This is a genomic window from Gordonia jinhuaensis (assembly GCF_014639795.1).
Classification (GTDB): domain Bacteria; phylum Actinomycetota; class Actinomycetes; order Mycobacteriales; family Mycobacteriaceae; genus Gordonia_B; species Gordonia_B jinhuaensis.
In genome coordinates, this window is record NZ_BMGC01000017.1 from 1 (window position 1) to 24713 (window position 24713).

25 protein-coding genes, 1 tRNA gene and 1 pseudogene are annotated in these 24713 nt (G+C 67.6%); 11 read left to right on the forward strand and 16 right to left on the reverse strand.

All coding sequences use genetic code 11. The features are described from left to right. The first annotated feature begins 91 nt into the window (after nucleotides 1-91). Nucleotides 92-481 (forward strand): hypothetical protein, encoded by a 390-nt coding sequence (locus tag IEW22_RS12115; RefSeq protein WP_188586873.1) that lies wholly within the window; start codon nucleotides 92-94, stop codon nucleotides 479-481. A 155-nt stretch (nucleotides 482-636) separates the two neighbouring features. Here the strand turns inward: IEW22_RS12115 and IEW22_RS12120 are convergent, their stop codons facing one another. Both IEW22_RS12120 and IEW22_RS12125 read right to left on the reverse strand, forming a co-directional pair. Beyond that, the gene (locus IEW22_RS12120) at nucleotides 637-1074 is read right to left on the reverse strand and encodes an OsmC family protein (RefSeq protein ID WP_188586874.1); all 438 of its coding nucleotides are present in this window, start codon (nucleotides 1072-1074) and stop codon (nucleotides 637-639) included. Between the two features lie 77 nt (nucleotides 1075-1151). Further along, nucleotides 1152-1715 carry a TetR/AcrR family transcriptional regulator gene (locus IEW22_RS12125; RefSeq protein WP_188586875.1) on the reverse strand — a complete coding sequence of 188 codons (564 nt, stop codon included), beginning with the start codon at nucleotides 1713-1715 and terminating at the stop codon, nucleotides 1152-1154. Between the two features lie 90 nt (nucleotides 1716-1805). Here IEW22_RS12125 and IEW22_RS12130 point away from each other — a divergent pair, with 90 nt between their 5' ends. Then, nucleotides 1806-2879: a hypothetical protein gene (locus IEW22_RS12130; RefSeq protein ID WP_188586876.1), complete on the forward strand. Its 1074-nt coding sequence runs from the start codon at nucleotides 1806-1808 to the stop codon at nucleotides 2877-2879. Between the two features lie 6 nt (nucleotides 2880-2885). Here IEW22_RS12130 and IEW22_RS12135 read toward each other — a convergent pair whose 3' ends face one another. The 4 genes from IEW22_RS12135 to IEW22_RS12150 all read right to left on the reverse strand — a co-directional run bounded on the left by IEW22_RS12135 (nucleotide 2886) and on the right by IEW22_RS12150 (nucleotide 8090). Further along, a complete protein-coding gene (locus IEW22_RS12135) occupies nucleotides 2886-4271 on the reverse strand; it encodes a ClC family H(+)/Cl(-) exchange transporter (RefSeq protein ID WP_188586877.1) in 1386 nt (461 codons plus the stop codon). Nucleotides 4272-4421: 150 nt separating this feature from the next. Further along, a tRNA-Pro gene (locus tag IEW22_RS12140) sits at nucleotides 4422-4495 on the reverse strand. A gap of 87 nt (nucleotides 4496-4582) precedes the next feature. Next, on the reverse strand, nucleotides 4583-5533 hold the full coding sequence (locus IEW22_RS12145; protein WP_229742575.1) for a metallophosphoesterase: 951 nt from the start codon (nucleotides 5531-5533) through the stop codon (nucleotides 4583-4585). Nucleotides 5534-5645: 112 nt separating this feature from the next. Then, nucleotides 5646-8090 (reverse strand): penicillin-binding protein, encoded by a 2445-nt coding sequence (locus IEW22_RS12150; protein ID WP_229742557.1) that lies wholly within the window; start codon nucleotides 8088-8090, stop codon nucleotides 5646-5648. Between the two features lie 419 nt (nucleotides 8091-8509). Here IEW22_RS12150 and IEW22_RS12155 point away from each other — a divergent pair, with 419 nt between their 5' ends. Next, nucleotides 8510-8833, forward strand: a complete 324-nt coding sequence (locus IEW22_RS12155) for a WhiB family transcriptional regulator (protein WP_229742559.1) — start codon at nucleotides 8510-8512, stop codon at nucleotides 8831-8833. Between the two features lie 69 nt (nucleotides 8834-8902). On the opposite strand, the gene IEW22_RS12160 is transcribed toward IEW22_RS12155, so the two are convergent. Beyond that, complete coding sequence (locus tag IEW22_RS12160) at nucleotides 8903-9997, reverse strand: ArsA family ATPase (protein ID WP_188586878.1); 1095 nt, start codon at nucleotides 9995-9997, stop codon at nucleotides 8903-8905. Next, nucleotides 9998-11035, reverse strand: a complete 1038-nt coding sequence (locus IEW22_RS12165; RefSeq protein ID WP_188586879.1) for an ArsA family ATPase — start codon at nucleotides 11033-11035, stop codon at nucleotides 9998-10000. Nucleotides 11036-11077: 42 nt separating this feature from the next. Here IEW22_RS12165 and IEW22_RS12170 point away from each other — a divergent pair, with 42 nt between their 5' ends. Genes IEW22_RS12170 through IEW22_RS12180 form a run of 3 tightly spaced genes read left to right on the forward strand, consistent with a single transcriptional unit; the run spans nucleotide 11078 to nucleotide 12688 of the window. After that, entirely contained in the window at nucleotides 11078-11242 is a 165-nt protein-coding gene (locus IEW22_RS12170; protein WP_188586880.1) for a DUF4177 domain-containing protein, read from the forward strand. Nucleotides 11243-11249: 7 nt separating this feature from the next. Continuing rightward, nucleotides 11250-11714 carry a RidA family protein gene (locus IEW22_RS12175; RefSeq protein ID WP_188586881.1) on the forward strand — a complete coding sequence of 155 codons (465 nt, stop codon included), beginning with the start codon at nucleotides 11250-11252 and terminating at the stop codon, nucleotides 11712-11714. Between the two features lie 35 nt (nucleotides 11715-11749). Then, nucleotides 11750-12688, forward strand: coding sequence for a malate dehydrogenase (locus IEW22_RS12180; protein ID WP_188586882.1), 939 nt, complete (start codon nucleotides 11750-11752; stop codon nucleotides 12686-12688). A 42-nt stretch (nucleotides 12689-12730) separates the two neighbouring features. On the opposite strand, the gene IEW22_RS12185 is transcribed toward IEW22_RS12180, so the two are convergent. The 4 genes from IEW22_RS12185 to IEW22_RS12200 all read right to left on the reverse strand — a co-directional run bounded on the left by IEW22_RS12185 (nucleotide 12731) and on the right by IEW22_RS12200 (nucleotide 15749). Continuing rightward, nucleotides 12731-13570 carry an MBL fold metallo-hydrolase gene (locus IEW22_RS12185; RefSeq protein WP_188586883.1) on the reverse strand — a complete coding sequence of 280 codons (840 nt, stop codon included), beginning with the start codon at nucleotides 13568-13570 and terminating at the stop codon, nucleotides 12731-12733. Nucleotides 13571-13572: 2 nt separating this feature from the next. Further along, entirely contained in the window at nucleotides 13573-14490 is a 918-nt protein-coding gene (locus IEW22_RS12190; protein WP_229742561.1) for a Gfo/Idh/MocA family protein, read from the reverse strand. A 19-nt stretch (nucleotides 14491-14509) separates the two neighbouring features. Continuing rightward, nucleotides 14510-15184, reverse strand: a complete 675-nt coding sequence (gene glxR, locus IEW22_RS12195; RefSeq protein ID WP_188586884.1) for a CRP-like cAMP-activated global transcriptional regulator GlxR — start codon at nucleotides 15182-15184, stop codon at nucleotides 14510-14512. A 250-nt stretch (nucleotides 15185-15434) separates the two neighbouring features. After that, on the reverse strand, nucleotides 15435-15749 hold the full coding sequence (locus IEW22_RS12200; protein WP_188586944.1) for a hypothetical protein: 315 nt from the start codon (nucleotides 15747-15749) through the stop codon (nucleotides 15435-15437). 100 nt (nucleotides 15750-15849) lie between these two features. Between IEW22_RS12200 and nth the strand changes: the two genes are divergently transcribed. From nth to IEW22_RS12220, 4 genes are read left to right on the forward strand one after another with little or no spacing between them, the layout of a single operon-like run. Further along, nucleotides 15850-16629, forward strand: a complete 780-nt coding sequence (nth, locus tag IEW22_RS12205) for an endonuclease III (RefSeq protein WP_373284180.1) — start codon at nucleotides 15850-15852, stop codon at nucleotides 16627-16629. Between the two features lie 26 nt (nucleotides 16630-16655). Then, nucleotides 16656-17342, forward strand: coding sequence for a TlpA disulfide reductase family protein (locus IEW22_RS12210; protein WP_188586886.1), 687 nt, complete (start codon nucleotides 16656-16658; stop codon nucleotides 17340-17342). Next, a complete protein-coding gene (locus IEW22_RS12215; protein ID WP_229742563.1) occupies nucleotides 17339-18151 on the forward strand; it encodes an NUDIX hydrolase in 813 nt (270 codons plus the stop codon). Before IEW22_RS12210 ends, IEW22_RS12215 begins: the two co-directional genes overlap by 4 nt. Next, the gene (locus tag IEW22_RS12220) at nucleotides 18148-19344 is read left to right on the forward strand and encodes a MarP family serine protease (RefSeq protein WP_188586887.1); all 1197 of its coding nucleotides are present in this window, start codon (nucleotides 18148-18150) and stop codon (nucleotides 19342-19344) included. Before IEW22_RS12215 ends, IEW22_RS12220 begins: the two co-directional genes overlap by 4 nt. 60 nt (nucleotides 19345-19404) lie before the next feature. On the opposite strand, the gene IEW22_RS12225 is transcribed toward IEW22_RS12220, so the two are convergent. The 3 genes from IEW22_RS12225 to IEW22_RS12235 all read right to left on the reverse strand — a co-directional run bounded on the left by IEW22_RS12225 (nucleotide 19405) and on the right by IEW22_RS12235 (nucleotide 21681). Then, a complete protein-coding gene (locus IEW22_RS12225; RefSeq protein ID WP_188586888.1) occupies nucleotides 19405-20397 on the reverse strand; it encodes an alpha/beta fold hydrolase in 993 nt (330 codons plus the stop codon). Beyond that, the gene (locus tag IEW22_RS12230; protein WP_229742565.1) at nucleotides 20394-20912 is read right to left on the reverse strand and encodes a phage holin family protein; all 519 of its coding nucleotides are present in this window, start codon (nucleotides 20910-20912) and stop codon (nucleotides 20394-20396) included. The genes IEW22_RS12225 and IEW22_RS12230 overlap by 4 nt, the downstream gene beginning before the upstream one ends. 199 nt (nucleotides 20913-21111) lie before the next feature. Further along, entirely contained in the window at nucleotides 21112-21681 is a 570-nt protein-coding gene (locus IEW22_RS12235) for a helix-turn-helix domain-containing protein (RefSeq protein ID WP_188586890.1), read from the reverse strand. A 98-nt stretch (nucleotides 21682-21779) separates the two neighbouring features. Between IEW22_RS12235 and IEW22_RS12240 the strand changes: the two genes are divergently transcribed. Beyond that, nucleotides 21780-23123 (forward strand): benzoate/H(+) symporter BenE family transporter, encoded by a 1344-nt coding sequence (locus tag IEW22_RS12240; RefSeq protein ID WP_188586891.1) that lies wholly within the window; start codon nucleotides 21780-21782, stop codon nucleotides 23121-23123. Here IEW22_RS12240 and nhaA read toward each other — a convergent pair. Then, nucleotides 23052-24248 (reverse strand): annotated as a pseudogene (gene nhaA / locus IEW22_RS20120) (Na+/H+ antiporter NhaA); the annotation flags it as partial. The gene IEW22_RS12240 and the pseudogene nhaA overlap by 72 nt on opposite strands. Nucleotides 24249-24713: the final 465 nt, after the last annotated feature.

Sequence of the window (24713 nt, forward strand, 5' to 3'; positions counted from 1 at the left end):
GACCGCCTCGGCAGATTGACCCCCATTGAATTCGAGACCATCATCAACCACGAGGCCCCTCAGGCCGCGTGACTAACCCTGTCACCTATCCGTGCACCAGGCCCTGGTGTCGATGTCGGGGATGCTCAATCCGACCGCGCGCTGCCCCCTGCAGTCGTTGGCGAGCATCGATCCGATCACCTACGCGATCTCACAGGCGGGTCTGGTCTGCGGGATCACCATGCAGACTTTGTTGCGGCTGGCGGCACTCGACGCCGGTGGTTACAACCTCGACGACATGTGGGGCCCGCAACCGAATCAGCAGTCTTTCGACAACGATCCGACTGTGGCGCTCCTTCAGGGCAAGCTCAAGGGGCTGCACATGTGGGTGTATTCGGGCAACGGGGTGTGGGCCAACCATCAGCCCGAGGGTCAGAACACGCTCGACTACTACAAGACCGGTCTGGACTCGACGTCGATCGAGTTGCTGGCCAAGGCGTAGTCGGCGAACTTCGCCGGCATTGCTCCACTGGGCGGTGTCAGCCTACGGACGTCGTTCCCCGGCGCAGGCACTCACGCCTGGGGCTACTGGCAGGACCAGATCTGGTACATCGCCAGCACCGGCTGGTTCCAGAACGGCTGACCGCTCGCGGCCGATCAGCTCTCGAGCGATGCGACCAGCGTGACCGGCACCCCGGTGAGTGCCTTGGACACCGGACAGGTCTCCTTGGCGGCCTGGGCTGCCTTCTGGAAGCCGGCCTCATCGAGGCCGTCCACCTCACCGACGACCGTGAGGACGATCTTGGTGAGACGGAATCCGGGGTTGTCGGGTCCGAGGGTCACGTCGGCGCTGACCTCGAGACTCTGCGGGGTTCCGCCCGCCTCGGCGATGAGTGCCGACAGCTGCATCGCGTAGCACGACGAATGTGCCGCGGCGATCAGTTCTTCCGGGCTGGTGACACCGCCGGCATCCTCTGCGGCACGTTTGGGAAACGAGACGTCGAAGGTTGCGACTTTCGAGCTGTTGAGTTCCACCTGACCCGAGCCGTCTTCGAGTCCACCGTTCCAGGCCGTCCGCGCAGTACGTGTAGGCATGTCCGATTTTACCTTTCGATTGTGCCGCAACAGTTTCCGGACACAACGTTACGTCAGGTCGCGCGGGCGGGGCCAGATCAGCGGTGCGGCACGACCAGTGGCAGGAAGACGTCGTCGACGATGCCGGTGAGTGTCTGGTCGTCGAGGTCGCCGCTGATGAGGAATTCATAGCGCAGCAGGTCGAAGGGAAGCGACCGGATACGCGCGGCGGGGAGGTCGGTGATCTCGCCTCGTTCACGCGCACGTTCGAGGAGGGTGTCGCCGAATTCGAGCCCCACGATGCCCAGTTGGCGCAGCGGGCTCGCCGACGGCGCGGCTGCGACGTCGGCGAGGACGCCGAGGGTCACCTCGCGGCCGATGGCGGTCAACGCGGTGCGCACCGCCCGCAACGCAGCGAGCATGTCCCCGCGTAGGGAACCGGTATCCGACAGTGGGACGCTGCGGGTGCCGCGATGGATCATCGCGGCGATCACCATCTCGGGTTTGGTGGGCCAACGGCGGTAGAGCACCGATTTCGACGTCTCTGCCCGGCGCGCCACCGCTTCGAATGTTGTTCCCGCGTAACCGTTTTCCTCGACCTCTTCGACGGCGGCATCAAGGATCGCTGTGGCGAGTTCACTTCCGCGTCGCCGCGTCGCCATGATTCCTCCATAAGAGACGTTGCGTATCTAGTGGTGTCAGCCTAGCATCGGCCTAGATAAGAAACGCAACGTATCTAAAAGAGGTGTGTCATGACTGTTCTGGCTGAGGCCAAGCGCGCACTGCTGGTGGTCGCGGCACTGGCCGCGACGTTGTCGGTGTTGCTCATCGCGTTCGCGCTGCCCGCGGTGAAATCGGGCCCGCATCGTCTCCCGGTGGCGCTGGTCGCGAGCGCGTCGGACGCGTCGCAGATCCGCGAGCATGTGGAGTCGGCGACACCCGGGGCCATCTCCTTTCGCACCGCTCGATCGCAGGAGCAGGCACAGACGATGATCGACCATCGCGACGTCGACGGTGCGATCGTGGTCGAACCCGCCGGTGTCACAACGCTCGTCGGATCTGCGGCCGGGGTGTCGGTGGCCACTGCCGTCGAGGGTGTGGGCTCTGCGGTGGCGGCCGGTCGGCCGCATCAGGTGCTGAATGTGCGACCGTTCCCGTCGGGTGATCCGCGCGGCGTCGGCCTGTCGGCGGGTGCCCTGCCGCTGGCTCTCGGTGGCTGGATCGGTGCCCTGGTCATCATGGCCGCGGTGCGCAGGCCGTCGCATGTGGTGGCCGCGGTGGTGGGCTTCTCGGTGGTCGGCGCGATCGCGTTGACGGTGGTGATGCGCTATGTGATCGGCACCTATGACACCGGTCTGGTGGCGGTGACATTGGCTGCGGTACTGGCTTTCGCGGCGACTGCCTTCGGGGTGATCGGGTTGCGAAGCCTGCTGGGTGTACCCGGACTCGTGATCGCGGCGCTGGCGTTGATCGTGGTCGGTAATCCGCTGTCGGGGCTGTCGAGCGCGCCGGAGCTGCTGCCGTCGCCGTGGGGGACGATCGGTCAGCTGCTTCCCCCCGGTGCGACCGGTTCATTGTTGCGCAACGTCGAATTCTTCAACGGACATGCGATCACCCAGCCCGTGGTGGTGCTGTGCGCATGGCTGCTGGTCGGACTGGCGCTCTACGCCCTTGCCCTGCGTCGCACGGTAGCCCTGCGTCGCACGGCCTCAGCGCCCGCCCCGGTCGCCGGGGGCGGTCGTCACGAGGCGCCGGAAAGTGACGGAGTGCCAGAGACGATGGGGGCGCCCGAGACGATGGAGGTGCGAGAGACGATGGGGGCGTGAGAGTCGTCAGCGTCTGACGGCGGACGGTGGGGCGCTGCGAGCGGCGGTGCGCTCGGTCAGGAGGTCGTAGATCGGGCGTGAACGCAGTGCCATGGCGACCAGAAGTGCTGTGGCGCAGCCGCCGATCATCGGCGGCAGCTGGTTGGTGGTGCCGGTGAGCTCGATCGCCAGAACCAGTCCGGTGACCGGCGCCTGGACGGTCGCGGTGAAGAATGCGCCCATCCCGATCAGGGCGAGCGCGCCGGCGTCGGGTGCCGAATGGGGTGCGAGATGGTGGGAGATCAGTCCGACGATGAGTCCGATGTCGGCACCCAGCACGAGCATCGGCGCGAACAGGCCGCCGGGGGTCAGTGCCGCATACGACGCCACCCCGAGCAGGAAACGGAAGGCGAGGATGCCCAGGACGGCGAGGATCGTCCCCTGGCCCAGCAATGCCTTCTGGGTGAGATTGTCACCGGCGCCGGCGAGCTCGGGTGCACTCCACACCGTGATGCCGACGACGATGCCGACGCATGCCGCACGCAGCTCGGCAGGCCACCGACTCGTGTCGGCGGTGTGCAGGCCGACCATGATCGCCTTGTTGTAGAGCACGCCGAGCAGCCCGGCCACGACACCCACGATCAACACCCAGCCGGCGTTGATCATATGCGGCTCGTGCAGATCCTCCATGTGAAAGTCCGTGTGGGAGTGGAAGAACGGATACGACGCAGCGAAACCGGATGCCGAGGCGATGAGTGTGGCCACGGTGGTGCGCGGGTCGAATCGTTTGACGAGTTCCTCGAGCACGAACACGCCACCGGCGATGGGTGCGTTGAACGCGGTCGCCAGACCTGCCGCCGCGCCGCCGGCGGCGAGCACCTGCATGTCGGCGCGGCTGCGGCGCGTGATGCGAGCGACGAGAACGGCGATCGAGCCACCCATCTGCACCGACGGCCCCTCGCGACCCAGGGCCAGTCCGCTGCCGATCGCCAGCAGGCCGCCGGCGTATTTGACCGGGAGGATGCGCATCCGGCTCGGTTCGGTGCGACCGGCGACGAGCGCCTCCACCCGCGGGATGCCGCTTCCCTCGGCGTGCGGCTCGATGCGCCGGACCATGGCAGCGGCGATCGCCGCGCAGCTCGCGCACACCACCACGACGATCAGCAATCCCCACCAGGTGCCGTGCGCCCATGAGGCCAGCGAATTGCGCCAGTCCGCGGCGTCGTCGAGCAGGAGTCGGAAGGTCGCCGCGACCAGACCGGTCAGGCCGCCGACGATCGCTGCGGCGAGCACGAAACCGATCAGACTCTCGGCACCCTCGCCGCTGTTGTCGACAGGATGGGAGGTGGGTTTCTGCCAGCCGGTGAACGTGCTGCGCAGCCAGGTGCGCAGCTGTTCGGAAGAAATCCCCACCGACTATCTGTATCGCGCGGGTCGGCGGGTACGCCAACCGGCCCCGAGAAACGAGGAAGCCCTGACCCGGGTTTCCCCTGGTCAGGGCTTCTGCTGTGTCTCAACCAACACATCTTGTGGACGGATCCGGGCTTCGCCCTTCTCCTCCAGTCGGGGTGGCGGGATTCGAACCCACGACCTCTTCGTCCCGAACGAAGCGCGCTACCAAGCTGCGCCACACCCCGTGATCGCTCTCGCGGAGAGCAACCTGCGATAGCTTACCCCCGCCCATGCGCCAGAAATAAATCGGCTGGTCAGGGCGGGTTCTGCGGTCAGCTGGGGGTTTCGGCGGCCAGCGGGGGAACCGAGGCGGCCTCGTCGAAATCGGCGTCGCCGTGGGACACCGGGGTAAGTGTCAGCAGGGTGGCCTCGGGTCGGCAGCAGAAGCGGTATGGCGCGAACGGGGAGGTGCCCAGTCCGGCCGACACGTGCAGCTTCATCCGCGAGCCCCAGTTGGAGACACCCTTGACCCGCGACCGGTCGATGTTGCAGTTGGTCACCAGTGCGCCGAACAGCGGCACGCACAACTGGCCGCCATGGGTGTGGCCGGCCATCACCAGGTCGTAGCCGTCGTCGGCGAAGCGATCCAGGACACGCGGCTCGGGCGAGTGGGTGAGCCCCAGACGCAGATGGGCCAGCGGGTTGGGGCGACCGGCGACGGTCTCGTAGCGATCACGCTCGATGTGCGGGTCGTCGACACCGGCCGCGGCCACGCGGACGCCGTTGACCTCGATCTCGCGGGTGGTGTGGGTGGCGTCGAGCCAGCCGCGCTCGGTGAACGCCGCACGCAGATCCTGCCAGGGCAGCGGGTCGCCGAAGATGCGCTCGTGGTCGGGATCGAAGTAGTCGAACGGGTTACGCGGACGCGGACCGAAGTAGTCGTTGCCGCCGAACACGAACAGGCCGGGACGCGACAGCAGCCCGCCGAGGGACTGCACCACCGCGGGTACGGCCGCCGGATGGGCGAGGTTGTCGCCGGTGTTGACCACGAGATCGGGTTCGAGCGCCTCGAGCTCGGAGACCCAGGCCTGCTTGAGGCGCTGGTTGGGCATCATGTGCAGGTCACTGATGTGCAGCACGCGCAACGGTGTGGCACCTGGTTCCAGGACCGACATGGTGGTGTGGCGCAACGTGAATGCGTTGCGTTCGATCATCGTCGCGTACGTGAGACCGCCGATGGCCGCGCCCACGGCACCGGCTGCCACGCGTACGGGTACCGGCACCGAATGGTGGCCGGACGACGGTTCGGTGAATTCACGGAGAGCGCGCAGAGAACGAAGCACGTCCCCAGGATACGCACGATCAGAGGACAACTCGCCGCTCACCGACCAGACGTCAGTTCCCCGGGATCACGATCGGTCCCACCCCGGGTATCTGGATCGTGGTCGGCGGTGAGGTCCCGCCACCGGGCAGCAGGTTGGGCAGCGTGGGTGGCGTGGGTGCGGTGCTACGAGGCGCGGTCGACCCGTCGCTGACGTTCAGCGTGATCGTCGCGCCGGGGATCGCCGAGGTCGACGGCGATGTCGACACCACGGTGCCCGCGGCCGCCGAACCCTGCACCGTGTTGGTCTCCACCTTGAACCCGGCAGCCCGGATCTTGGCTGTCGCGTCGTCGACGGTCATCCCGTTGACGTCGGGTACTTGCGCGTTCGCGCCGCCGTTGACGTAGCGCGGCGTCGTCGGGGGCAGTGCGGTGGGCCCGAAGGAGTTCGCCACCGGGAGTACACCGGCGTACCACGCGCGAGCAGGTTCGAGGCCGCCGTAGAGGTTGCCCTCACCGCACTGACGCAGCGGAGAGGTGCAGATACCCGACGGCGTGGTGGAGTCGCCGTAGATGTAGGAGGCGCCGGCGAGGTTGTTGGTGAAGGCCAGGAACGCCGACGAGCGGTGCGTCTCGGTGGTTCCCGTCTTCGCCGAGAGCGGCAGGTTCCATCCGACGGCTCCGGCCGAGCCGGCCGAGGTGCCGCCCGCCTGGTCGTCCTTGCTCAGTGCATTGGCCAAGGTGTCGGCCAGGGCCGGATCGATGACCTGCTCGCACTTGGGCGAGTTCACCGGCACCGTGGCACCCACCACCGGCTTGCCGTCGGGACCGTTGACGATGTTGCCGAACCGATCTCGCTTGGGCTGGGTGATGGAGATGATCGGATTGGGAGGGCACCACATGCCGTGCGAGGACAGCGTCGCGGCCACATTCGACAGCTCCAGGGCGTTGACGGCGGTCGGGCCGAGGGTGAAGGAGCCGAGGTTGTACTTCTTGAAGTAGTCGGCCAGGCTCATGTCGCCGTCACCGGCCGTGCCGGCCTTGGCGTAGGAGCGCATACCCAGGCGAACCGCCATGTCGACGGCGGCGGGCACCCCGGTCTGCTGGATGAGCTTGACGAATGCGGTGTTCGGCGAGGTGGCCAGCGCCTGCGTCACCGACATCGCCGGGGCGTAGTTGCCCGCATTCTTCACGCAGTAGTAATCGGGCGGGCAGCCATAGGCGCCGTCGGAGGAACCCATCCCCTTGACCGCGAGTGTCGGGGGAACCTGCAGGGTCGCCGAGATGCCCATGCCCTTCTCCATCGCCGCGGCGGTGGTGAAGATCTTGAAGATCGAGCCGGCGCCGTCACCGACCATCGAGAACGGTTCGGGCTGAACGGTTTCGTCGTTGCCCTGATTCAGCCCGTAATTGCGGCTGGACACCATGGCCAGCAGGTCGTGGCTGGGGTGGTCCTTGGAGTAGGGCCGCAGGATGTTGATGACATTGGCGATGCCGTCGAGATGCGGGCCGGCGACGCTCTGCGCGGCCTTCTGCACACTGTTCTGCACGCGCGGATCCAGGGTGGTGCGGATGGTGTAGCCACCGCGCGAGATCTGGTCGGAACTCAGCCCGGCGTCGGACAGGTACTGCAGTGCATAGTCGCAGAAGTAGCCCGCGCCCTTGGCGGCGATACACCCCTGCGGCAGGGTCTGCGGTTCGGGGATCACCCCGAGCGGGGCGTTCTTGGCGGCGGTGAGCTCGGCGGTGCGTGCGGGAAAGTTCTCGATCATCTTGTCGAGCACGGTGTTGCGGCGCGCGATCACGGCCTGGGAATTGGTGTAGGGGTCCAGCGCCGAACTCGACTGGACCATGCCCGCGAGCATCGCGGCCTCGCCGACGGTCAGATCCTTGGCGTGCTTGTTGAAGTAGGTGCGTGCAGCGGCCTCGACGCCGTAGGCGCCGTTGCCGAACGGCACGATGTTCAGATACCGGCTGACGATGACCTTCTTGGCCTCTTGTTTGGCCTGCGCATGGGAGAGGTTCTCGTCGCGTTGGGCCTGGTCCTCGAGGGATTTCTCCATCGTCAGCGCCATCCGCACCTCGCGGAGTTTGCGGGCGGGGGTGTCGGCGACGGCGGCCTGACGATCCGCCTCGGTCCTGGCCAGCACGAGCAGCTGATAGTTCTTGATGTACTGCTGGTCGAGGGTCGACGCGCCCTGCTGGACCTCACCTGACGACGAGTTCTTCAGAGCCGCGCGGATCGTGCCCTTCCAGTCGACGCCGTCGTGTTGCAGGAACCGTCGGTCCTCGATGGAGATGATCGCCCGGATCATGTCGGGGGCGATGTCGTCGTAGCCGACGGGGAACCGCCGCTGGTCGTAGATGTAGGCGATCGGGTCGCCGGTGGCGTCGGTCATGGTGGTGACCGCGGGGACCGTGCCGTCGAGCAACTCCGACGAGACGTTCTCGACGGTGCTCGCGGCGCGGTTGGAGACCACGCCGAAGCCACCGGCCAACGGGAACAACAGACCTGCCACCAATACACCCGCAAGCACCAAGCACACGACCAGTCCGGCCACTGCTCGGGCAGGTGAGCGGCCCCGGGATTTCGACACCCCGACAGGATACGGGTTCGGTGCGTGGGGATTACCGCCAATCCGACGCGTGGCGGCGTTCTCCGACGTCTGATTCAGCCGATTTCCGCAGGTTGTCGGGTGTGCCACCTGTCACCGCGAGTGTGGGAAGTGAGCCGCGTGGCGAGTGGTCCGACCTTGGCGAGGGCGGGGTGTCGGTTTGTGGTTTGTACGTCGGTGCCAAATTCTTCGGCTCCGGACTTGACTGTGAATGTGAGACCTACATAGATTGAAAGTCAGATTGTGACTCGCGTTACATATCTGGATTTTTGTGTCAGACAGCGCTCTGAACTGGTGTATCAGCGGAGATAGGGGTAGCGACCATGACTCTTTCGATCGCGACAGGTGCGTCGCAGCCGTTCGACAACGAAGCCCGGCTGCAGTGGGTGGCGCAGGCTCGCTGTCGCGGAACCGACCCCGACGAGTTGTTCGTCCGCGGGGCGGCGCAGCGCAAGGCCGCGACGATCTGTCGCCACTGCCCGGTTCAGCTCGAATGCGGGGCCGATGCGCTCGACAATCGTGTGGAGTTCGGCGTGTGGGGCGGGATGACCGAGCGTCAGCGCCGCGCACTCCTTCGTCAGCACCCCGAGGTGACCTCCTGGGGTGAGTTCTTCGAGTTGCAGCGTCGGCGTCAGAGCGCTGTGTAGTCAGTCGGGCCCGGTGATCGGTTGTGGTGAGCCCTGATCCTGCGGGGTTCGGTCGGTCGCGAGTCGCGCTCAGCCGCGACCGACGATCTCCTCGGCGACGGCCCGCAGCGCCGGCATGTCGGCCACCTCGAACGGCAGCGCCGGCACGCCGACCACCGGCACCCGCGGATGTGTGCGCGTGAAGCTCTGCAGCACCCGCAGTTCGCGCCGACCGGTGGTGGTGCGTTCGGCGTGGATCGCCAGAACGCCGCGGGTCAGCTCATCCTCGACCACGTCGAGAGCGGCACGCGCGACATCGTCGGACACCGTGGTGAGGTTCGGGTGGGTGCGGTTGAGGATGAGGCCGGCCAGCGGCATGTTCTCCTCGGCCAGCCGATCGACGAAGAAGGCCGCCTCGCGCATCGCATCGCGTTCGCCCGAGGCGACGACCGTGAACAGCGTGCCGGGTTGTTTGAGCAGTTCGTAGGTCCGTCGGGCGCGTTCCTCGAAGTTGCCGAACATCGAGTCCAGTGACTGCACGAACACCGACACATCGCGCAGGGTGTCACCGCCGATGATGGTCGACACCCCACGCATGGCCAGGCCCATCGCGCCGGTGAGCACGCGTCCCACGCCACGGCCACCACCCATCAGCATGCGCATGAGCCGGCCGCCCATGAACGAGCCGAGCCGGCCGGGAGCGTCGAGGAAGTCCAGTGCGTTGCGTGAGGGCGGGGTGTCGACAACCACGAGGTCCCACTCGTCACGTTCGAGTAGCTGTCCGAGCTTCTCCATCGCCATGTACTCCTGCGTTCCGGAGAAGGATGTGGCGACGGTCTGATAGAAGCTGTTGTTCATGATCGCCTCGGCGCGATCGGGGGTGGAGTACTGCGTGACCATCTCGTCGAAGGTGCGACGCATGTCGAGCATCATCGCGTGGAGGCTGCCGCTGCCCTCGATCTGTACGGGCTGCGGATCGTTGGTCAGCGAGTCCATCCCCAGCGACTGAGCCAGCCGGCGAGCGGGGTCGATGGTGAGGACCACCACCTTGCGGCCCTGTTCGGCAGCGTAGAGCGCCATCGCCGCCGCCGTGGTCGTCTTGCCGACACCACCTGCGCCACAACAGATCACCACGCGCGTCTCGGGGTCGGTGAGGATCGATCCCATCTTCAAATCGGTCGGCATCTACACACCAGCCTTTCCGAGGAGTCCGGCGAGTTCGTAGAGCGAGGCCAGGTCGACGCCCTCGTCGAAGTCGGGCAGTTCGATGGTCGCAGGGCCGTCTTCGCCTGCGCGCGTGCTGATCTCGTCGAGCGATGCGCGCGCCACCTGCTGCGCCTGCAGGCGGGTCGCATGTTCGATGGTCTCGGCCATCAGACCCTCCAGATCGCTGTCGGAGAGGTGAATCCCGGCCTCCTGCAAGCTGTTGCGGATGCGCACGGCGTCGATGTCACCCTCGGCGATGTCGTCGATGGAGTCGGCGGGCAGGTGGGTGGGTGACACCCGGTTGATGAACAGGTTGCCGATCCGCAGATCCTTGCCGCGCAGCTCGTCGACGGCCTCGATGGTCTCCTGGATCGGCATCGCCTCCAGCAGTGTCACCAGGTGCACCACCGTCTCGTCGGAGTGCAGCAGTCGCACCACCCCCTCGGACTGGTTGCGGATCGGACCGGTCTTGGTCAGATTCGCCATCGCCTTGGTGACGTCGAGGAAATTGCCGATGCGTCCGGTGGGCGGCGAGTCGACCACCACCGCGTCGTAGACACGCGCGCCGGTGGCGCGGTCGGTGCGGATGATCGTCTCCTTGATCTTTCCGGTCAGCAGCACGTCACGCAGTCCGGGGGCGACCGTGGTGACGAAGTCGATGGCGCCGATGCGTCGCATCGCCCGGCCGGCGAAGCCGAGGTTGTAGAACATGTCGAGGTATTCCAGCAGCGCATGCTCGATGTCGATGGCCAGCGCCCACACCTGGCCGCCGCCCTCGGCGGTGGCGATCTTCACCTCTTCGGGAGGAAGCGGTGGGATGTCGAAGAGCTGCGCGATGCCCTGTCGGCCCTCGCATTCGACCAGCAGCACCTTCTTGCCGTCGGCGGCGAGTTCGAGTGCCAGCGCCGCGGCGATCGTCGTCTTTCCGGTGCCGCCCTTGCCCGACACGAAGTGCAGGCGAGCCGCGGCCGACGCCGCCGACCACCGCTGGCCATCATCGGTCACCGAGTTGCTCACCGGTCAACCATATCTGTGGGCTGGTCCCGATAGGCTGACGCCATGAGCGAGACAACCGCGTGGGAGTACGCCACGGTGCCCCTGCTGACACATGCGACCAAACAGATCCTCGACACCTGGGGAGCCGACGGCTGGGAACTGGTCACGGTTCTGCCGGGCCCGACCGGTGAACAGCATGTCGCCTACCTCAAACGACCGAAGGGATGATCACGAGATGACCTGGTCAGAGCGTCTGAAGGAACTCGGAATCGAACTGCCGGCCGTGGCCGCGCCGGTGGCGTCCTATGTCCCCGCGGTGCAGACGGGCAACCTCGTCTACACCTCGGGCCAGCTGCCGTTCCATCAGGGCGGACTCGCCGTGGCCGGCAAGGTCTGTGAGGGCGCCGAGGGTGTGGTGAAGCCCGATGTGGCCACCAAGGCCGCACGTCAGTGCATCCTCAACGCGCTGGCCGCGGTGGACTCGCTGGTGGGGATCGACTCGATCAAGCGCATCGTCAAGGTGACCGGCTTCGTCGCCTCGGCTGTCGGTTTCACCGGTCAGCCGCAGGTGATCAACGGTGCCTCGGATCTGCTCGACGAGATCTTCGGTGAGGCCGGCAAGCATGCGAGGTCGGCGGTCGGTGTGGCCGAGCTGCCGCTGGGCGCCCCCGTCGAGGTGGAACTGATCGTCGAGATCTGAGTCGTCGCGTGGCGATCGCCACGTAGGGTGGCGCCATGAGTCGCGTCACGGTGATCGGTGCGGGCAACGTCGGAACGATCGCGGGGATGTCGCTGGCTGCATCCGGGCGGTTCGACGAGGTGGTTCTCGTCGACAACGCCGGCGGTCGGGCCGCCGGGATCGCCCTGGACATCACGCATTCGGGTCCGTTGCTCGGGTTCTCCACACGAGTGCGCGGTGAACGCACCGTCGCCGAGGCCGGTGCCTCGGAGTATGTGATCATCACGGCCGGTCGCGCTCGTACGCCCGGGATGGGCCGCGCCGACCTGGTGGGTGTCAACGCCGCGATCGTCGGCGATCTGGCCGCACAGGTGGCGCAGGTGTCGCCGGGCGCGGTGATCGTGGTGGTCACCAACCCGGTCGACGAGATGACCCAGCACGTCCAGGCCGTCACCGGCTTCCCCACCGAACGCGTGATCGGGATGGCCGGATTGCTCGACTCGGCGCGGTTCCGGGCGTTGACCGCCCTCGAGGCCAAGGTGACCAACGAGGAGGTGTCGGCGATCGCCCTCGGCAGCCACGGCGACGAGATGGTTCTCCCGTTGTCGCAGGCCACGATCGACGGCCGCCCGATCCTCGACGTCCTCGACGCCGACACGGTCGACGGTCTCGTCGACCGGGCGCGCAACTCCGGCGGCGAGGTGGTCGGACTGCTCGGCAACGGCAGCGCCTTCGTCGCGCCGGGCACCTCGGCGGCGCGGATGGTGCTCGACATGGCCGGCGGCTTCGGGCGCAGTGCTGTTGCGGGCGAGACGATCTCGGCAACCGTAGCGCCGAGCGGCCAGTACGGGATCGACGGCGGCTATGTGGGGTTGCCGGTGCGACTCGGTCCCACCGGGGTCGCCGAGATCGTGGAACTCGACCTCAGCGATGACGAGCTCACCCAATTGCGTTCGGCCGCAGCGGCGATCGCCGAACGTGTGTCGGCGATGTGAGCGCGCCGACCGCGTGAGTCGCCGCTGCGTGGTGCGTCGGCGTCAGCGGTTCTCCTGCTCCTGGGCCAGATAGGTCAATTGCGCCTTCACTGACATTCGCGCGGCCGGCCAGAGTTTCTTGTCGACGTCGGCATAGGCACGTTTGACCACCTTCATCGGTTTCGCCGCGGCCGCAGAGGTTTTCATCTCCGCGAGAATCTCGCGGATCTGGTCCAGACGACCTTCGCGGTGGCTCTTGTAGTACCGGGCCACCGGGGTCAGATCGTCGTGGTCGGTGCCGTGACCGGGCAGGAGTGCGGCATCGCTGCCCTCCACGATCAGCCGGTTCAGCGAGTTCATGTAATCGCGCAGTCCGCCGTCGGCTGGATCGAGCACGGTGGTGCCGGCGCCGAGGATGGTGTCACCGGTGAGCACCGCACGGTCGCCGTCGTGGTCGACCAGCAGGCTCACCGAGTCGGCGGTGTGACCGGGGGTGTGCAGCACCGTGATCCGCAGTCCGGCAGCCTCGATCACCTCGCGGTCGTCGAGCGGCGGCGCGTCGACGCAGAACTTCGACGACCACGCGCGCACAGGTGCGCCGGTGCGTTTGCGGAATCCCTTGATGCCGCCGGTGTGGTCGTGATGGCGATGGGTGATCAGCAGCAGTTCGACTCGACCGAGTGCCGCCACGCGGTCCAGATGATCCTTCTTGCCCTTGGGCCCGGGATCGACCACCACGATCTCGTCATGTCCGGGGGCGCGCAGCACCCAGGTGTTGGTGCCGTCGAGTTCCATCGTCCCGGGGTTGTCGCACAACATCACCGACGCGAACGGGGTCACCTCACGGAGCACCCCGTACGCCGGATGGGTGGGAGGTTCGGACGAGGTCGGCGAATCGGTCATGCTCACACGCTAGCGATCGAGGACCGATCCTGGTGTGAGACGGTGCGGGTGATGGCGTCGATGACGCGTTGCACGGCCAGTCCGCGACGCACGTCGAGCTCGTGGGGTCGGCCGGTGGCGACGGCGGCGAGGAATTCGTGGAGCAGCACCGAGAAGCATTCGGGGGAAGTGGTGCGTCGCTCGCTCAGCGACACCAGGCCGCCGGGACCGGCCACCTCGAACCGGGTCACGGTCGGGATCACCGGCACGCGCAGGGACAACGACATGGTCGAGGTGCGGGCGGTGTCGGGACCGGCGGCGTGACCGACCATGACGGTCCACAGGTCGGACTCGGCGTCGTGGCGCGCACCGACAATCCCGGTGATCGGGCCGAGGACCCGGTCGAGCAGATCGATGACATGGGGACCGACGTCGAACAGTGCGCCCGTCTCGGCGCGCCAGGCCGATGCGGCGTAGCGGCCACCCAGCAGCGATCCCGACAACCATGTGCCCGACCCGCTGCGGACGTCGGCGACATCGGCGGCGGCCACGAATGCGCGGGTCTCGGGCGCGAATCGGCGGGTGAAGCAGACGATCGAGGTGACCCCGGCCGCCTCGATCTTGTCGACGAGGGCCGTTGCGGCGGTCAGCGAGTCGGCGATCGGCTTGTCGAGGATCAGGTGTTTTCCGGCTGCCGCTGCTCTGCCGGCCAGCCGCGCCTGGACCGACGGGGGTACGGCGAAGGCGATCGCGTCGTTGCCGGCGAGGAGCTCGTCGAAGTCGGCCACGCGCGGGACATCGATACCCGCGGCCGAGGCGGGATCGCGCGACCAGACGCCGGTCAGTTCGACCCCTGGATGTGCGGTCATCGCCGGGATGTGGGTCTCACGCGCCCACGGCCCGGTGCCGACCAGACCGATGCGCATCGCCGGGGATGCCACGGTGTTCCGTGCGCTCGGATCAGCGAGCGCGGCGTGCCAGGCGCTCGGAGTCGGCGATGAGAACGCTCTTGCCCTCGAGTCGGATCCAGCCGCGCTGGGCGAAATCTGCCAGCGCCTTGTTCACGGTCTCGCGGGAGGCGCCGACGAGCTGGGCGATCTCCTCCTGCGTGAGGTCGTGGGTGACGCGCAGCGCACCATTCTCCTGGGTGCCGAAACGCTGGGCGAGCTGCAACAACTGCTTGGCGACACGACCGGGCACGTCGGTGAAGATCAGGTCGGCCAGGTTGTTGTTGGTGCGACGCAGGCGGCGGGCGAGCACGCGCAGCAGCTGCTCGGCGATCTCGGGTCGGTCGGCGATCCACTTGCGCAGCGCATCGCGGTCCATCGACACGGCGCGGACCTCGGTCACCGTGGTCGCCGAGGAGGTGCGCGGACCCGGGTCGAAGATCGACAGCTCGCCGAACATATCCGACGGTCCCATGATCGTCAGCAGGTTCTCGCGGCCGTCGGGTGAGTGCCGTCCGAGCTTCACCTTGCCGGACAAGATGATGTAGAGCCGATCGCCCGGTTCACCCTCGTGGAAGATCACGTGGCCACGGGGGAAGTCCACGGGCTGCAACTCCTTGGTGAGCGCCGCCACCGCGCTCGGCTCCACGCCCTGGAAAATGCCCGCGCGAGCCAATACCTCTTCCACCTGCGCCCCTTTCTAAGGGTCACGATGCCGCGCCGGGGCACTGTGCCCGGTGCGACGACACATGTCGCTTTTGGTCAACTTCGCGATCAGTCTACGGTTCGAAGTGCGCTTAATGTGATGTAGTACCGGGTTGCGCCGAGGAAACGTGTCGTGATCCGGACCCGTCGGGCGGCCGGTGTAGAGGGCTGGTCGGGGTTGTGGTGGTGAAAATACCCCCCGGACCTGCAGAAAAAGCGGAGCGCGCTCCGGTTCAGCTCGCCCGGCGTCGGGACAACTCGTCGGGCCCGGAATCGGTCGCATTTCCGGCGACGGGATCCTTGACGAGGCCGATGTTCGCCTCGGTGTCGACATTCTGAGTCTGTTCGGACCCGTGAGTCTGATCGGCCTCGTGGGGGAGTTCGACCTCGTGGTTCAGTTCGACCTCGTGGTTCAGTTCGCTGTCGAGCATCGCGGCGACGTCGCCGTGGTCGAGGCCCTGACTGTCGAGCCGGCCCTGGACGCGTTCCATCGCGAGGGCGAACAGCATCAGTACCGCCGGAAAGACGATTGCTGCGAGTCCGGTCATGGGGATGAGTAAACACAACAGAGGTCTCGGAATTGCAACGGGTGGTGACTCTCGACCTCCCGGATCGGGCACTCCGGAAGCGCTGCGTACCCTTGTTCGAGTGAGCGCGCAGCAATCCACCCGCGCCCCGGCTCGGCGAAAGACCGCAGCGCAGCGGGGTACCGAGACGCCGACCGGGCTCGTTCGCCGCGCACGTCGGATGTATCGCAAGCTGCAGGTCGCCTTCCCCCATGTCTATTGCGAACTCGACTTCACCAACCCTCTCGAGTTGTCGGTCGCCACGATCCTGTCGGCGCAGAGCACCGACAAGCGTGTGAACCTGGTCACACCGGCGTTGTTTGCGAAGTATCGGACAGCCGCCGACTACGCCGGGGCCGATCGCACCGAACTCGAGGAGATGATCCGCAGCACCGGCTTCTACCGGAACAAGGCGAACTCTCTGATCGGTCTCGGCCGCGAACTCGTCGAGCGGTTCGACGGACAGGTGCCCCACACTCTCGCCGAACTGGTGACCCTTCCCGGATTCGGTCGCAAGACCGCGAACGTGGTGCTCGGCAACGCCTTCGGCATCCCCGGCATCACGGTCGACACTCACTTCCAGCGACTCGTGCACCGGTGGCGGTGGACCGAGGAGACCGATCCGGTGAAGATCGAGAAGGCTGTCGGCGAACTCTTTCCCCGCAAGGACTGGACGGAGTTGTCCCACCGGGTGATCTTCCACGGTCGGCGCGTGTGCCACGCCCGGCGCCCCGCATGCGGGGTGTGCGTCCTCGTCGACGACTGCCCGTCGGCCGGACTCGGGCCGATGGACAAGGAAACGGCCGCAGCGCTGGTCAAGGGTCCTGAGCGCGATCACCTGCTGGAATTGGCGGGCATGTGAAGCGTCTGTTCGGGTCCCGGCTGTCCATGCCCAGCGCTTCGGCGCGATGGACGATCGCCGCGGCGGTGGTGGTGGTCGCCCTGGTCGTCGCGATCTGGCCGCGCGATTCCAACGACGGCTCATCGACCGAGAATGCGCAGTCAGCGCAGGTGAGCTCGGCAACCGACGGCGCGAACACCGCCGGGGTGGCGACCCCGACCGGCACGCCGGGTGAGCTGGCCGCGGCACGATCGGCGGCCGCGCTGGAGCCCTGCCGGGTCGGCGGGAGCCCGCAGGTGGCCAAGCTCGCGGGTATCACCGCCGAATGTCTCGGCGACGCGGCCACCGTCGCGATGGCGGGCATCACCCAGGGCCGTCCCACGGTGCTCAACTTCTGGGCCGCATGGTGTGCACCGTGTCGTGAGGAACTGCCGGTGATGCAGGATTTCGCGCGAGCGTCGGGAGACAAGGTGACGGTGATGACCGTCCACGCGCGTGACGGCGCGCAGGATCCGATCGCCGCGCTGGCACTGCTGCGTGACCTGGGCGTCCACCTGCCCGCGGTGCTCGACTCGCGCGGTCAGATCGCCGGGGCACTCGGTGTGCCGCCGGTGCTCCCGACGACCGTGCTCATACGCGCCGATGGGTCGGTGGCGAAGGTGGTCCCGACCGTGTTCACCTCGGTCGACCAGATCCGCTCGACGGTCGCCGACGCGCTCGGGGTGAGCCTGTGACAACCCGCGGCCCGCAGGGCCCGTCGGGGTCGGACTCGTCCGGAACATCGGGGGCCGACGCGCGTCCCGAACCCACGCGGGGACCGCGCCTGCTGGTCGACCCGCAGGCGGTACCCAGCTGGCTGGCGCCACTGGTCGGACACCTCGACGGCGTCACCGACGTGGTCGCCCGGCGCGGCGGGACCCCGATGCGGCTGCTCTCGGCGCTGCCGGGCCGGCGTCAGGCCGCGGTGTTGGTGCTGTTCAGCGGTGCGGCCGACCCGTCGGATCCCACCAAACCCGGACCCGATGCGCAGGTGGTGCTGACCCAGCGCGCGGCCACGCTGCGCAATCACAGCGGTCAGGTGGCCTTTCCCGGCGGGTCGCGCGACGAGGGTGAGGACTATCCGGTCGGTACCGCGCTGCGTGAGGCGGCCGAGGAGGCGGCGATCGACCCCGAGACGGTGACGCCGCTGGCGCTCACCGGATCGCTGGCCGTGCCGCCCTCGGGTTTCGACGTGGTGCCGGTCATCTCCTACTGGGACCGCCCCCACGACATCCGCGCCGTCGACGCCGGCGAGACCGAACGCGTCGCCCGGGTGCGTCTGCACGATCTGCTGGACCCGGCCAACCGGTTCCAGGTTCGACGTACCGTTCTGGGCGGGCGTGCCTATCAAGGACCGGCCTTCGGCGTCGACGGGTTGCTGGTGTGGGGTTTCACCGGCGGGCTGCTCGCCGCGATGACCGCGGTCGCCGGATGGGACATCCCCTGGGATCATGACGATGTCCGCGACCTCGCGGAGACCCTCGACGGACTGGAGTACCGATGAGCGCCTCGGCGTGGGTCGACCTGGTGGTCGTGATCCTCGCACTGCTGGCCGCGGCATCGGGTTTCCGGCAGGGGGCTCTCGCCTCCGGGCTGGCGTTCGTGGGTGTGGTGCTCGGCGCCGTCGCCGGCATCCTGCTCGCGCCGCATGTGATCTCCCACCTGGCCGACCACCGCTGGCGGCTGGTGGTGGGTATCGGGATGCTGGTCATCCTGGTGATCATCGGCGAGGTGTCGGGCATGGTGCTCGGTCGCGCGGCCCGCAGCGGACTGCATTCGCGCGGGGTGCGCGCCGCCGACTCGGTGATCGGGTCGCTGTTGCAGGGCATCGCGGTGCTCGTGGCCGCCTGGTTGCTCGCGATCCCCGTGAGCAGCTCGTCGGAACCGCAGGTGGCCACCGCTGTGCGCAATTCGCGGGTGCTGTCGGGCGTGAACGAGGTCGCCCCGCAGTGGCTGCGCAAACTCCCCAAGGACTTCTCCAACCTGCTCGACACATCCGGTCTGCCGTCGGTGATCGGGCCCTTCGGCCACACCCCGGTCGCCGAGGTGGATCCCCCCGACGAGACGACGGCCCAGCTGCCGGTGGTCATCGCGGTGCAGGCGAGCGTGGTCAAGATCGAGGGTGTGGCCCCGAGCTGCAATCAGGCGCTCGAGGGGTCGGGTTTCGTGGTCGCGCCGGGCAGGGTGATGACGAATGCGCATGTGGTCGCCGGGACGCGGTCACTGCGGGTGACAGCGGCCGGCACCCAGTACCGCGCCCACGTGGTCCTGTTCGACTCGCGCACCGACATCGCGATCCTGTCGGTTCCCCAACTCGACGAGCAGCCGCTGACGTTCGCGGCCTCGCCGGTGGAGTCGGGTCATCAGGCGATCGCACTGGGCTATCCCGAGGCCGGTCCCTACACGGCGACGCCGGTGCGGGTGCGCGACCGGGTACGACTGACCGGACCCGACATCTACGAATCCGGGCAGGTCACCCGCGAGGTGTACACCGTGCGCGGGGTGATCAGGCAGGGAAACTCGGGCGGTCCGCTGATCGACACCCAGGGTGAGGTGCTCGGCGTGGTCTTCGGCGCCGCCGAGGACACCACCAGCGAGACCGGTTTCGCGCTGACCGCCCAGACCGTGCAGGCAGATCTGGAGCTCTCGTCAAGCGACTACTCCCCGGTCGACACCGGGGCGTGCGTGCATTCCTGAACACCGGGGCTCATATCGGCCCGCAGACGATGCCAGGGGAGGGGTTCGGTTCGGTGTTGTTCAGGCCGTGAGGAATTCGGTGATCGCGGTGTTGACCGCGTCCGGCTGCTCCTCGTGCGCGTAGTGCCCCGAGTCCGCCACACCCACCAGTCGGTAGTCGGCGGCATAGTCGGCGGTCGCGTCGGGGGAGACGAGTTCGGCGGCGATGTAGGGGTCCTGGTCGCCGCGCAACGCGAGCACCGGTGTGTCGATCCTGGACTCCATCTCCTCACCGAAGCGGCCGCCGTCGGGTCGGAACTGCGAGCGGAACGCCCAGCGGCGGTACTCCAGGCTGCTGTGGGCCACGCCGGGGATCTGCACGGCTGTGCGATACAGCTCGCGGGCGGTGCGGAAGTCGTCGGTGGCCCGCCATGCGGGTCCGGAACGCTGGCTGAGCATGTCGGCGATGAACGCGCCGTCGTCGCGGGTCAGTGCGCGTTCGGCCAGACGCGGCACCTGATTGCCGAGGAACTCGCGCAGGAACGGCCTGCGGTCGCCGCGTATGCGTAACGCGTCCTCACGCAGCACGCGCGGATGCGGCGAACCGATGACCACCATCTTGTGGACCGCGCGCGGATGCAGCGCCGCACACGCCCAGGCGCCGAGGCCGCCGTCGGCGTGACCGACGAGTGTGGCCTCGGAGTGGCCGAGTGCGCGGATGAGACCGTAGACGTCGCCGGCGAGCGTCCAGCCGTCGTAGCCGCGCGGGGGTTTGTCGGTGTCGCCGTAGCCGCGCAGGTCCACCGCGACGACGCGAAACCGGTGTGGGTCGATGCCACCGAGCTGATTGCGCCACGCCCACCAGATCTGGCCGAAGCCGTGTAACAGCAGTACCAGCGGACGGGTGGCCCCGGAATACTCGACGGCCGCGCGGTCGCCGGCCTGGTGTTCGGCGGCCTGGTGTTCTGCGGCGTGGAAGCGAATTCCGTTGGCCCGCACGTCCAGATGACGCCAGGGTCCCTCGACCCGCACCACCGACGGGTCGGGAGGCGGGGAGTCGGTGGTGACGCTCACTTGGTGGCGCTGGCACCCTTCGAGCCGGAGCTCGACGCATGCTCGCCCGTGGCTGAATGATCACCCTTGCCGGGCAGGATCTGCGAGGTCTCCTTGACCGAGGCGATCGTCTTCTTCGGGCCGGTGATCTTCTTGAACAGGATCACGCCGCCGATCGCTGCCGCGATCGTGATGACCAGCAGGATCAGGAAGACGATGCCGAACGACGCCCACCGTGGCAGCCACTCGCTGAGCAGCTCACCGATGAAGTAGAAGAAGAAGAAGCTCGCATACAGCGCGATGACGCCGGCGATGATCGTCAGGATCGAGCCGATCGCGGCCTTCTTGGCCTCCTCGATCGCCTCGGCCTTGGCCAGCGCCACCTCGGCGCGTACCAGGGTCGAGACCTGGGCGCTGGCGTTCTTGACGAGGTGACCGATGCTCTGCTCGCCGTTGGATTTCACACCAGGCTCCGACAGCGGGATCGAGGAGACCGTCGACGGTGCTCCGGTGGTCGGTCGATCGTCCAGGTTCACGGTTGTCCCCTCGTAGCTCTCGAACCCGCGTGCAGGCATGTGGGTCATATGTTGCCACGCCGCGGCGGATCAGCCTGTGTGCGCCGCCGTATGGGGTGTTCCCGACTGGTGTGGATCTCAGGCGCGTGTCCAAGCGAGCGTCGCGCCAGAATCTGCCGTCGCGGTAGCCGGGCTGCTGGTACCACCGATCGGGTCGCGGTCAGATCGAGGCCCGTGGCGTCATGATCACCAGCACCGCCTGTGCTGGACCGTCCACGGCTCGGTAGCGGTGCTCGCCGTCGCTGCGCCAGGTGGTCGACTCGCCGACCGACAGGGTCTGCGGTGCGGCGAGAGGACCGACCGCGAGCTGACCCGATACGACGGTGAGGTGTTCGGTGACCGCGTCGGCGTGACCGGGGGAGGTGTGGTCGGCGTCGGCCGGGAAGTCGAGCCAGAACACCTCGACGGTCATGCTGGGCAGTTCGCGCAGCTCGAGCAGCGCCGAGGTCATCCCGCCGGCGGCGGTGCTGCGAACCCCGTTCGCGCCGCCGATCAGGGTGGTCAGCGGCACCTGTAGCGGCGCGCAGATCGCGTAGAGGGTTTCCAGGGTCGGGTTGCGCCCGCCCGCCTCGATCTCCGACAGCGAGCCCTTGCCGATGTGTGCCCGTCGTGCCAGTTCCGACAGGCTCAGCCCGCGGGCGGTGCGCAGGTCGCGGATGCGGGATCCGACATCGGCGACGGGGGGACCGGCATCTGTCTCGTCGCCGTGAAATCGGTTGCCGGTGGTCATATGCGTCATGATACGTTCTGTCCACGGAACGTTCTGTTTGCGGAACGCTTCTGATCGTAGGAGACGAGATCTCTGATCGAGCGAGACGAGGTGAGGACATGTCGGCAGCGGACAATCGGGTGACCGGACGCGGCGACTCGCGCCCGGCGGTGTCGGTCGCGATCCCGATCGTCGCGGGGATCATCTGTGCGCTCGTGGGCTACACGAGTTCGTTCGCGGTGGTCCTCGCCGGTCTACGCGGGGTGGGCGCATCCCCGGTACAGGCCGCGTCGGGTCTGCTCGCGGTCACAGTCTGTATGGCACTCGCCTCGATCGTGCTGTCCTACCGCTTCCGCATCCCGATCACCTCGGCCTGGTCGACACCCGGTGCGGCACTGCTGGCCGCGACGGGTGCGGTCGCCGGCGGCTGGCCCGCGGCGGTCGGCGCATTCCTCATCACCGGGGTGTTGTTCGTGGTCACCGGCCTGTGGTCGGGACTGTCGTCGTTGATCGGTCGCATCCCGGTGCCGGTCGCCCAGGCGATGCTCGCCGGGGTGTTGCTGCCGCTGTGCATCGCACCGGCCACTTCGCTGGCACATCATCCGGCCGCGGTCGCGCCGGTGCTGCTCACCTGGTTGGTGTTGGTGAAGGCCGCTCCGCGGTGGGCGGTGCCGGGCGCCTTTCTCGCCGCGATGATCGTCATCGCGATCACTGCGTCGACCGGCGACGTGCACCTGTCGGCGAGTGAGTTGATCCCGCGACTGGAATTCGTCGCCCCGAGCTGGGGGTGGCAGGCGCTGGTCGGTATCGCGATCCCGTTGTACGTGGTCACCATGGCCGCGCAGAACATCCCGGGCGTCGCGGTGATGAAGACCTTCGACTACGAGGTGCCGTGGCGCCCGTCGATGCTGGTCACCGGGTTGGGCACCGTGCTCGGTGCCGTCGCCGGCGGTCATGCGATCAACCTCGCCGCGATCAGCGCGGCGCTGGCCGCCGGACCCGACGCGGGACCTGATCGTTCTCGCCGCTGGATCGCCGCGGTCAGCGCCGGGGTGAGCTACCTGGTGATCGCCCCGCTCTCGGCCGCCCTGTCGGCGCTCGTGCTCGCGGCCGGGGAGGGGGTGCTCGAGGCCGTCGCCGGTGTCGCTCTGCTGGGCGCGTTCGCAGGTGCGATCTCGGGGGCTTTCGCCGATCCGCACACCCGCACCGCCGCGGGGATCACCTTCGTGATCGCCGCGTCGGGGGTGTCGCTACTCGGTATCGGGTCGGCCTTCTGGGCGCTGCTGATCGGCATCATCGCCTTCGTCATCCTGCGACCGGACAGCGATGTCGGCATACGCCTTCGACGTCTCGTCGGGCCCCTCGTGGGTCGAGGCGAGGTCGGGCGCGCCGACGTCGGAGTCGGCGGCCATCCGGTCGAGGACACGACCACGCCGGATCAACGCGGCGGCACCCAGCAGTGACATCAACACCGACGCCATGAGCACCGCCGCCGTGGCGATCTCGGTGCCGGCGTCGTCGAGTGCGAGGTCGGCGATGAGCAGGCTCACGGTGAATCCGATGCCACCGAGCAGGGACACCGCGAACAGATCCTGTTTCTGCATCCCCGACGGCGCCCGAGCGATGCCCAGCCGCACCGCGGCGACCGTCGCGATGACGATGCCCAGCGGCTTGCCGATCACCAGACCAAGGAAGGCGCCCAGTGCGATGCGTTCGGTGAATGCCGCCGTCAGGGAATGAGCGTCGAGCGAGACCCCGGCGGCGAAGACCGCGAACAACGGGACGCAGATGAGTGACGACACGGGTTGGAGTCGGGATGCCAGCCGTACCGCCGGCGCGTCACGCTCGCCTGGGTCGGCGCGGACTCGGGTGAGCAGCGCCAATGCCACGCCGGCGATCGTCGCGTGGATACCCGAGTTGAACACCGCCACCCAGGTGACGACGGCCAGCGGGACGTAGAACCACCACGCGGTGATCCGGCGGTGCTGGGCGTAGGCGTAGACGGCGCAGCAGAGGACCGCGACACCCAGCGCGGGCCAGTTGAGGCCCTCGCTGAACACCACGGCGATGATGACGATCGCGATGAGGTCGTCGACCACGGCCAGAGCGAGCAGGAACACCCTCGCCGACACCGGGACGCGCGACCCCGCCAGCGACAGGATGCCGAGTGCGAAGGCGATGTCGGTGGCCACCGGAAGTGCCCACGCGCGCTCGAATCCGGGGCTGCCCCACGAGACCGCCAGACAGATCACTGCCGGCGTGATCACGCCACCGAATGCCGCGAGCACCGGCAAGATCGCGCGTTCTCGTGACGAGAGGTCGCCGATCACCAGCTCACGTTTGAGTTCCAGCCCCGCGACGAAGAAGAAGACCGCGAGCAGGCCATCGGCGGTCCAGTGGGCGACCGACATGTTCAGTCCGAAGATGTCGGGTCCGATGTGGGCATCGCGCAGCGTCGTGAAACTCGCACTCCACGGCGAGTTGGCCCACAGTAGGGCGATCGCCGTCGCGGCAACCAGCACCACGCCACCGGTCGTCTCGGTGCGCAGGTAGCGAGTGAATGCGGATCCGGTTGTGCCCCGGCTCACAGAATCGTGCTGAACATAGACGTGGGCTCATTTCCGCCGACCAGACTTCCCGGCACACCCTCGTTCGCGTATGTATCTCGTAAAAGTCTACCCGCGGTGGTTGCCGAGTGTTGGAATGGGCGGTCGGTGGGGTGTGTGCAGTCGGGTCTGTGCAGTCGGGTCGGCCTCGTGAACTGGTTGCGTTTGTGCGCGTGCGGGTGCGGGGCCTCGTGAACTGGTTGCGTTTGTGCGTACGCATCCAGTTCTGACGTACGCACCCAGTGCAAAGGTTGCGTTCACGAGAACTGGTCGCGTTTGTGCGCGTGCGGGTGCGGGGCCTCGTGAACTGGTTGCGTTTGTGCNCGATCCCCGACCAGAACGCCGTCAGCTCGGTGCACTCGTGTGAGCCGCGCGCGCTCCTGTTCTTCACAAAGCTCACCCCCGCGACACTGGGCGTCGCGGGGGCGAGCTTCAGACGAGGACCTG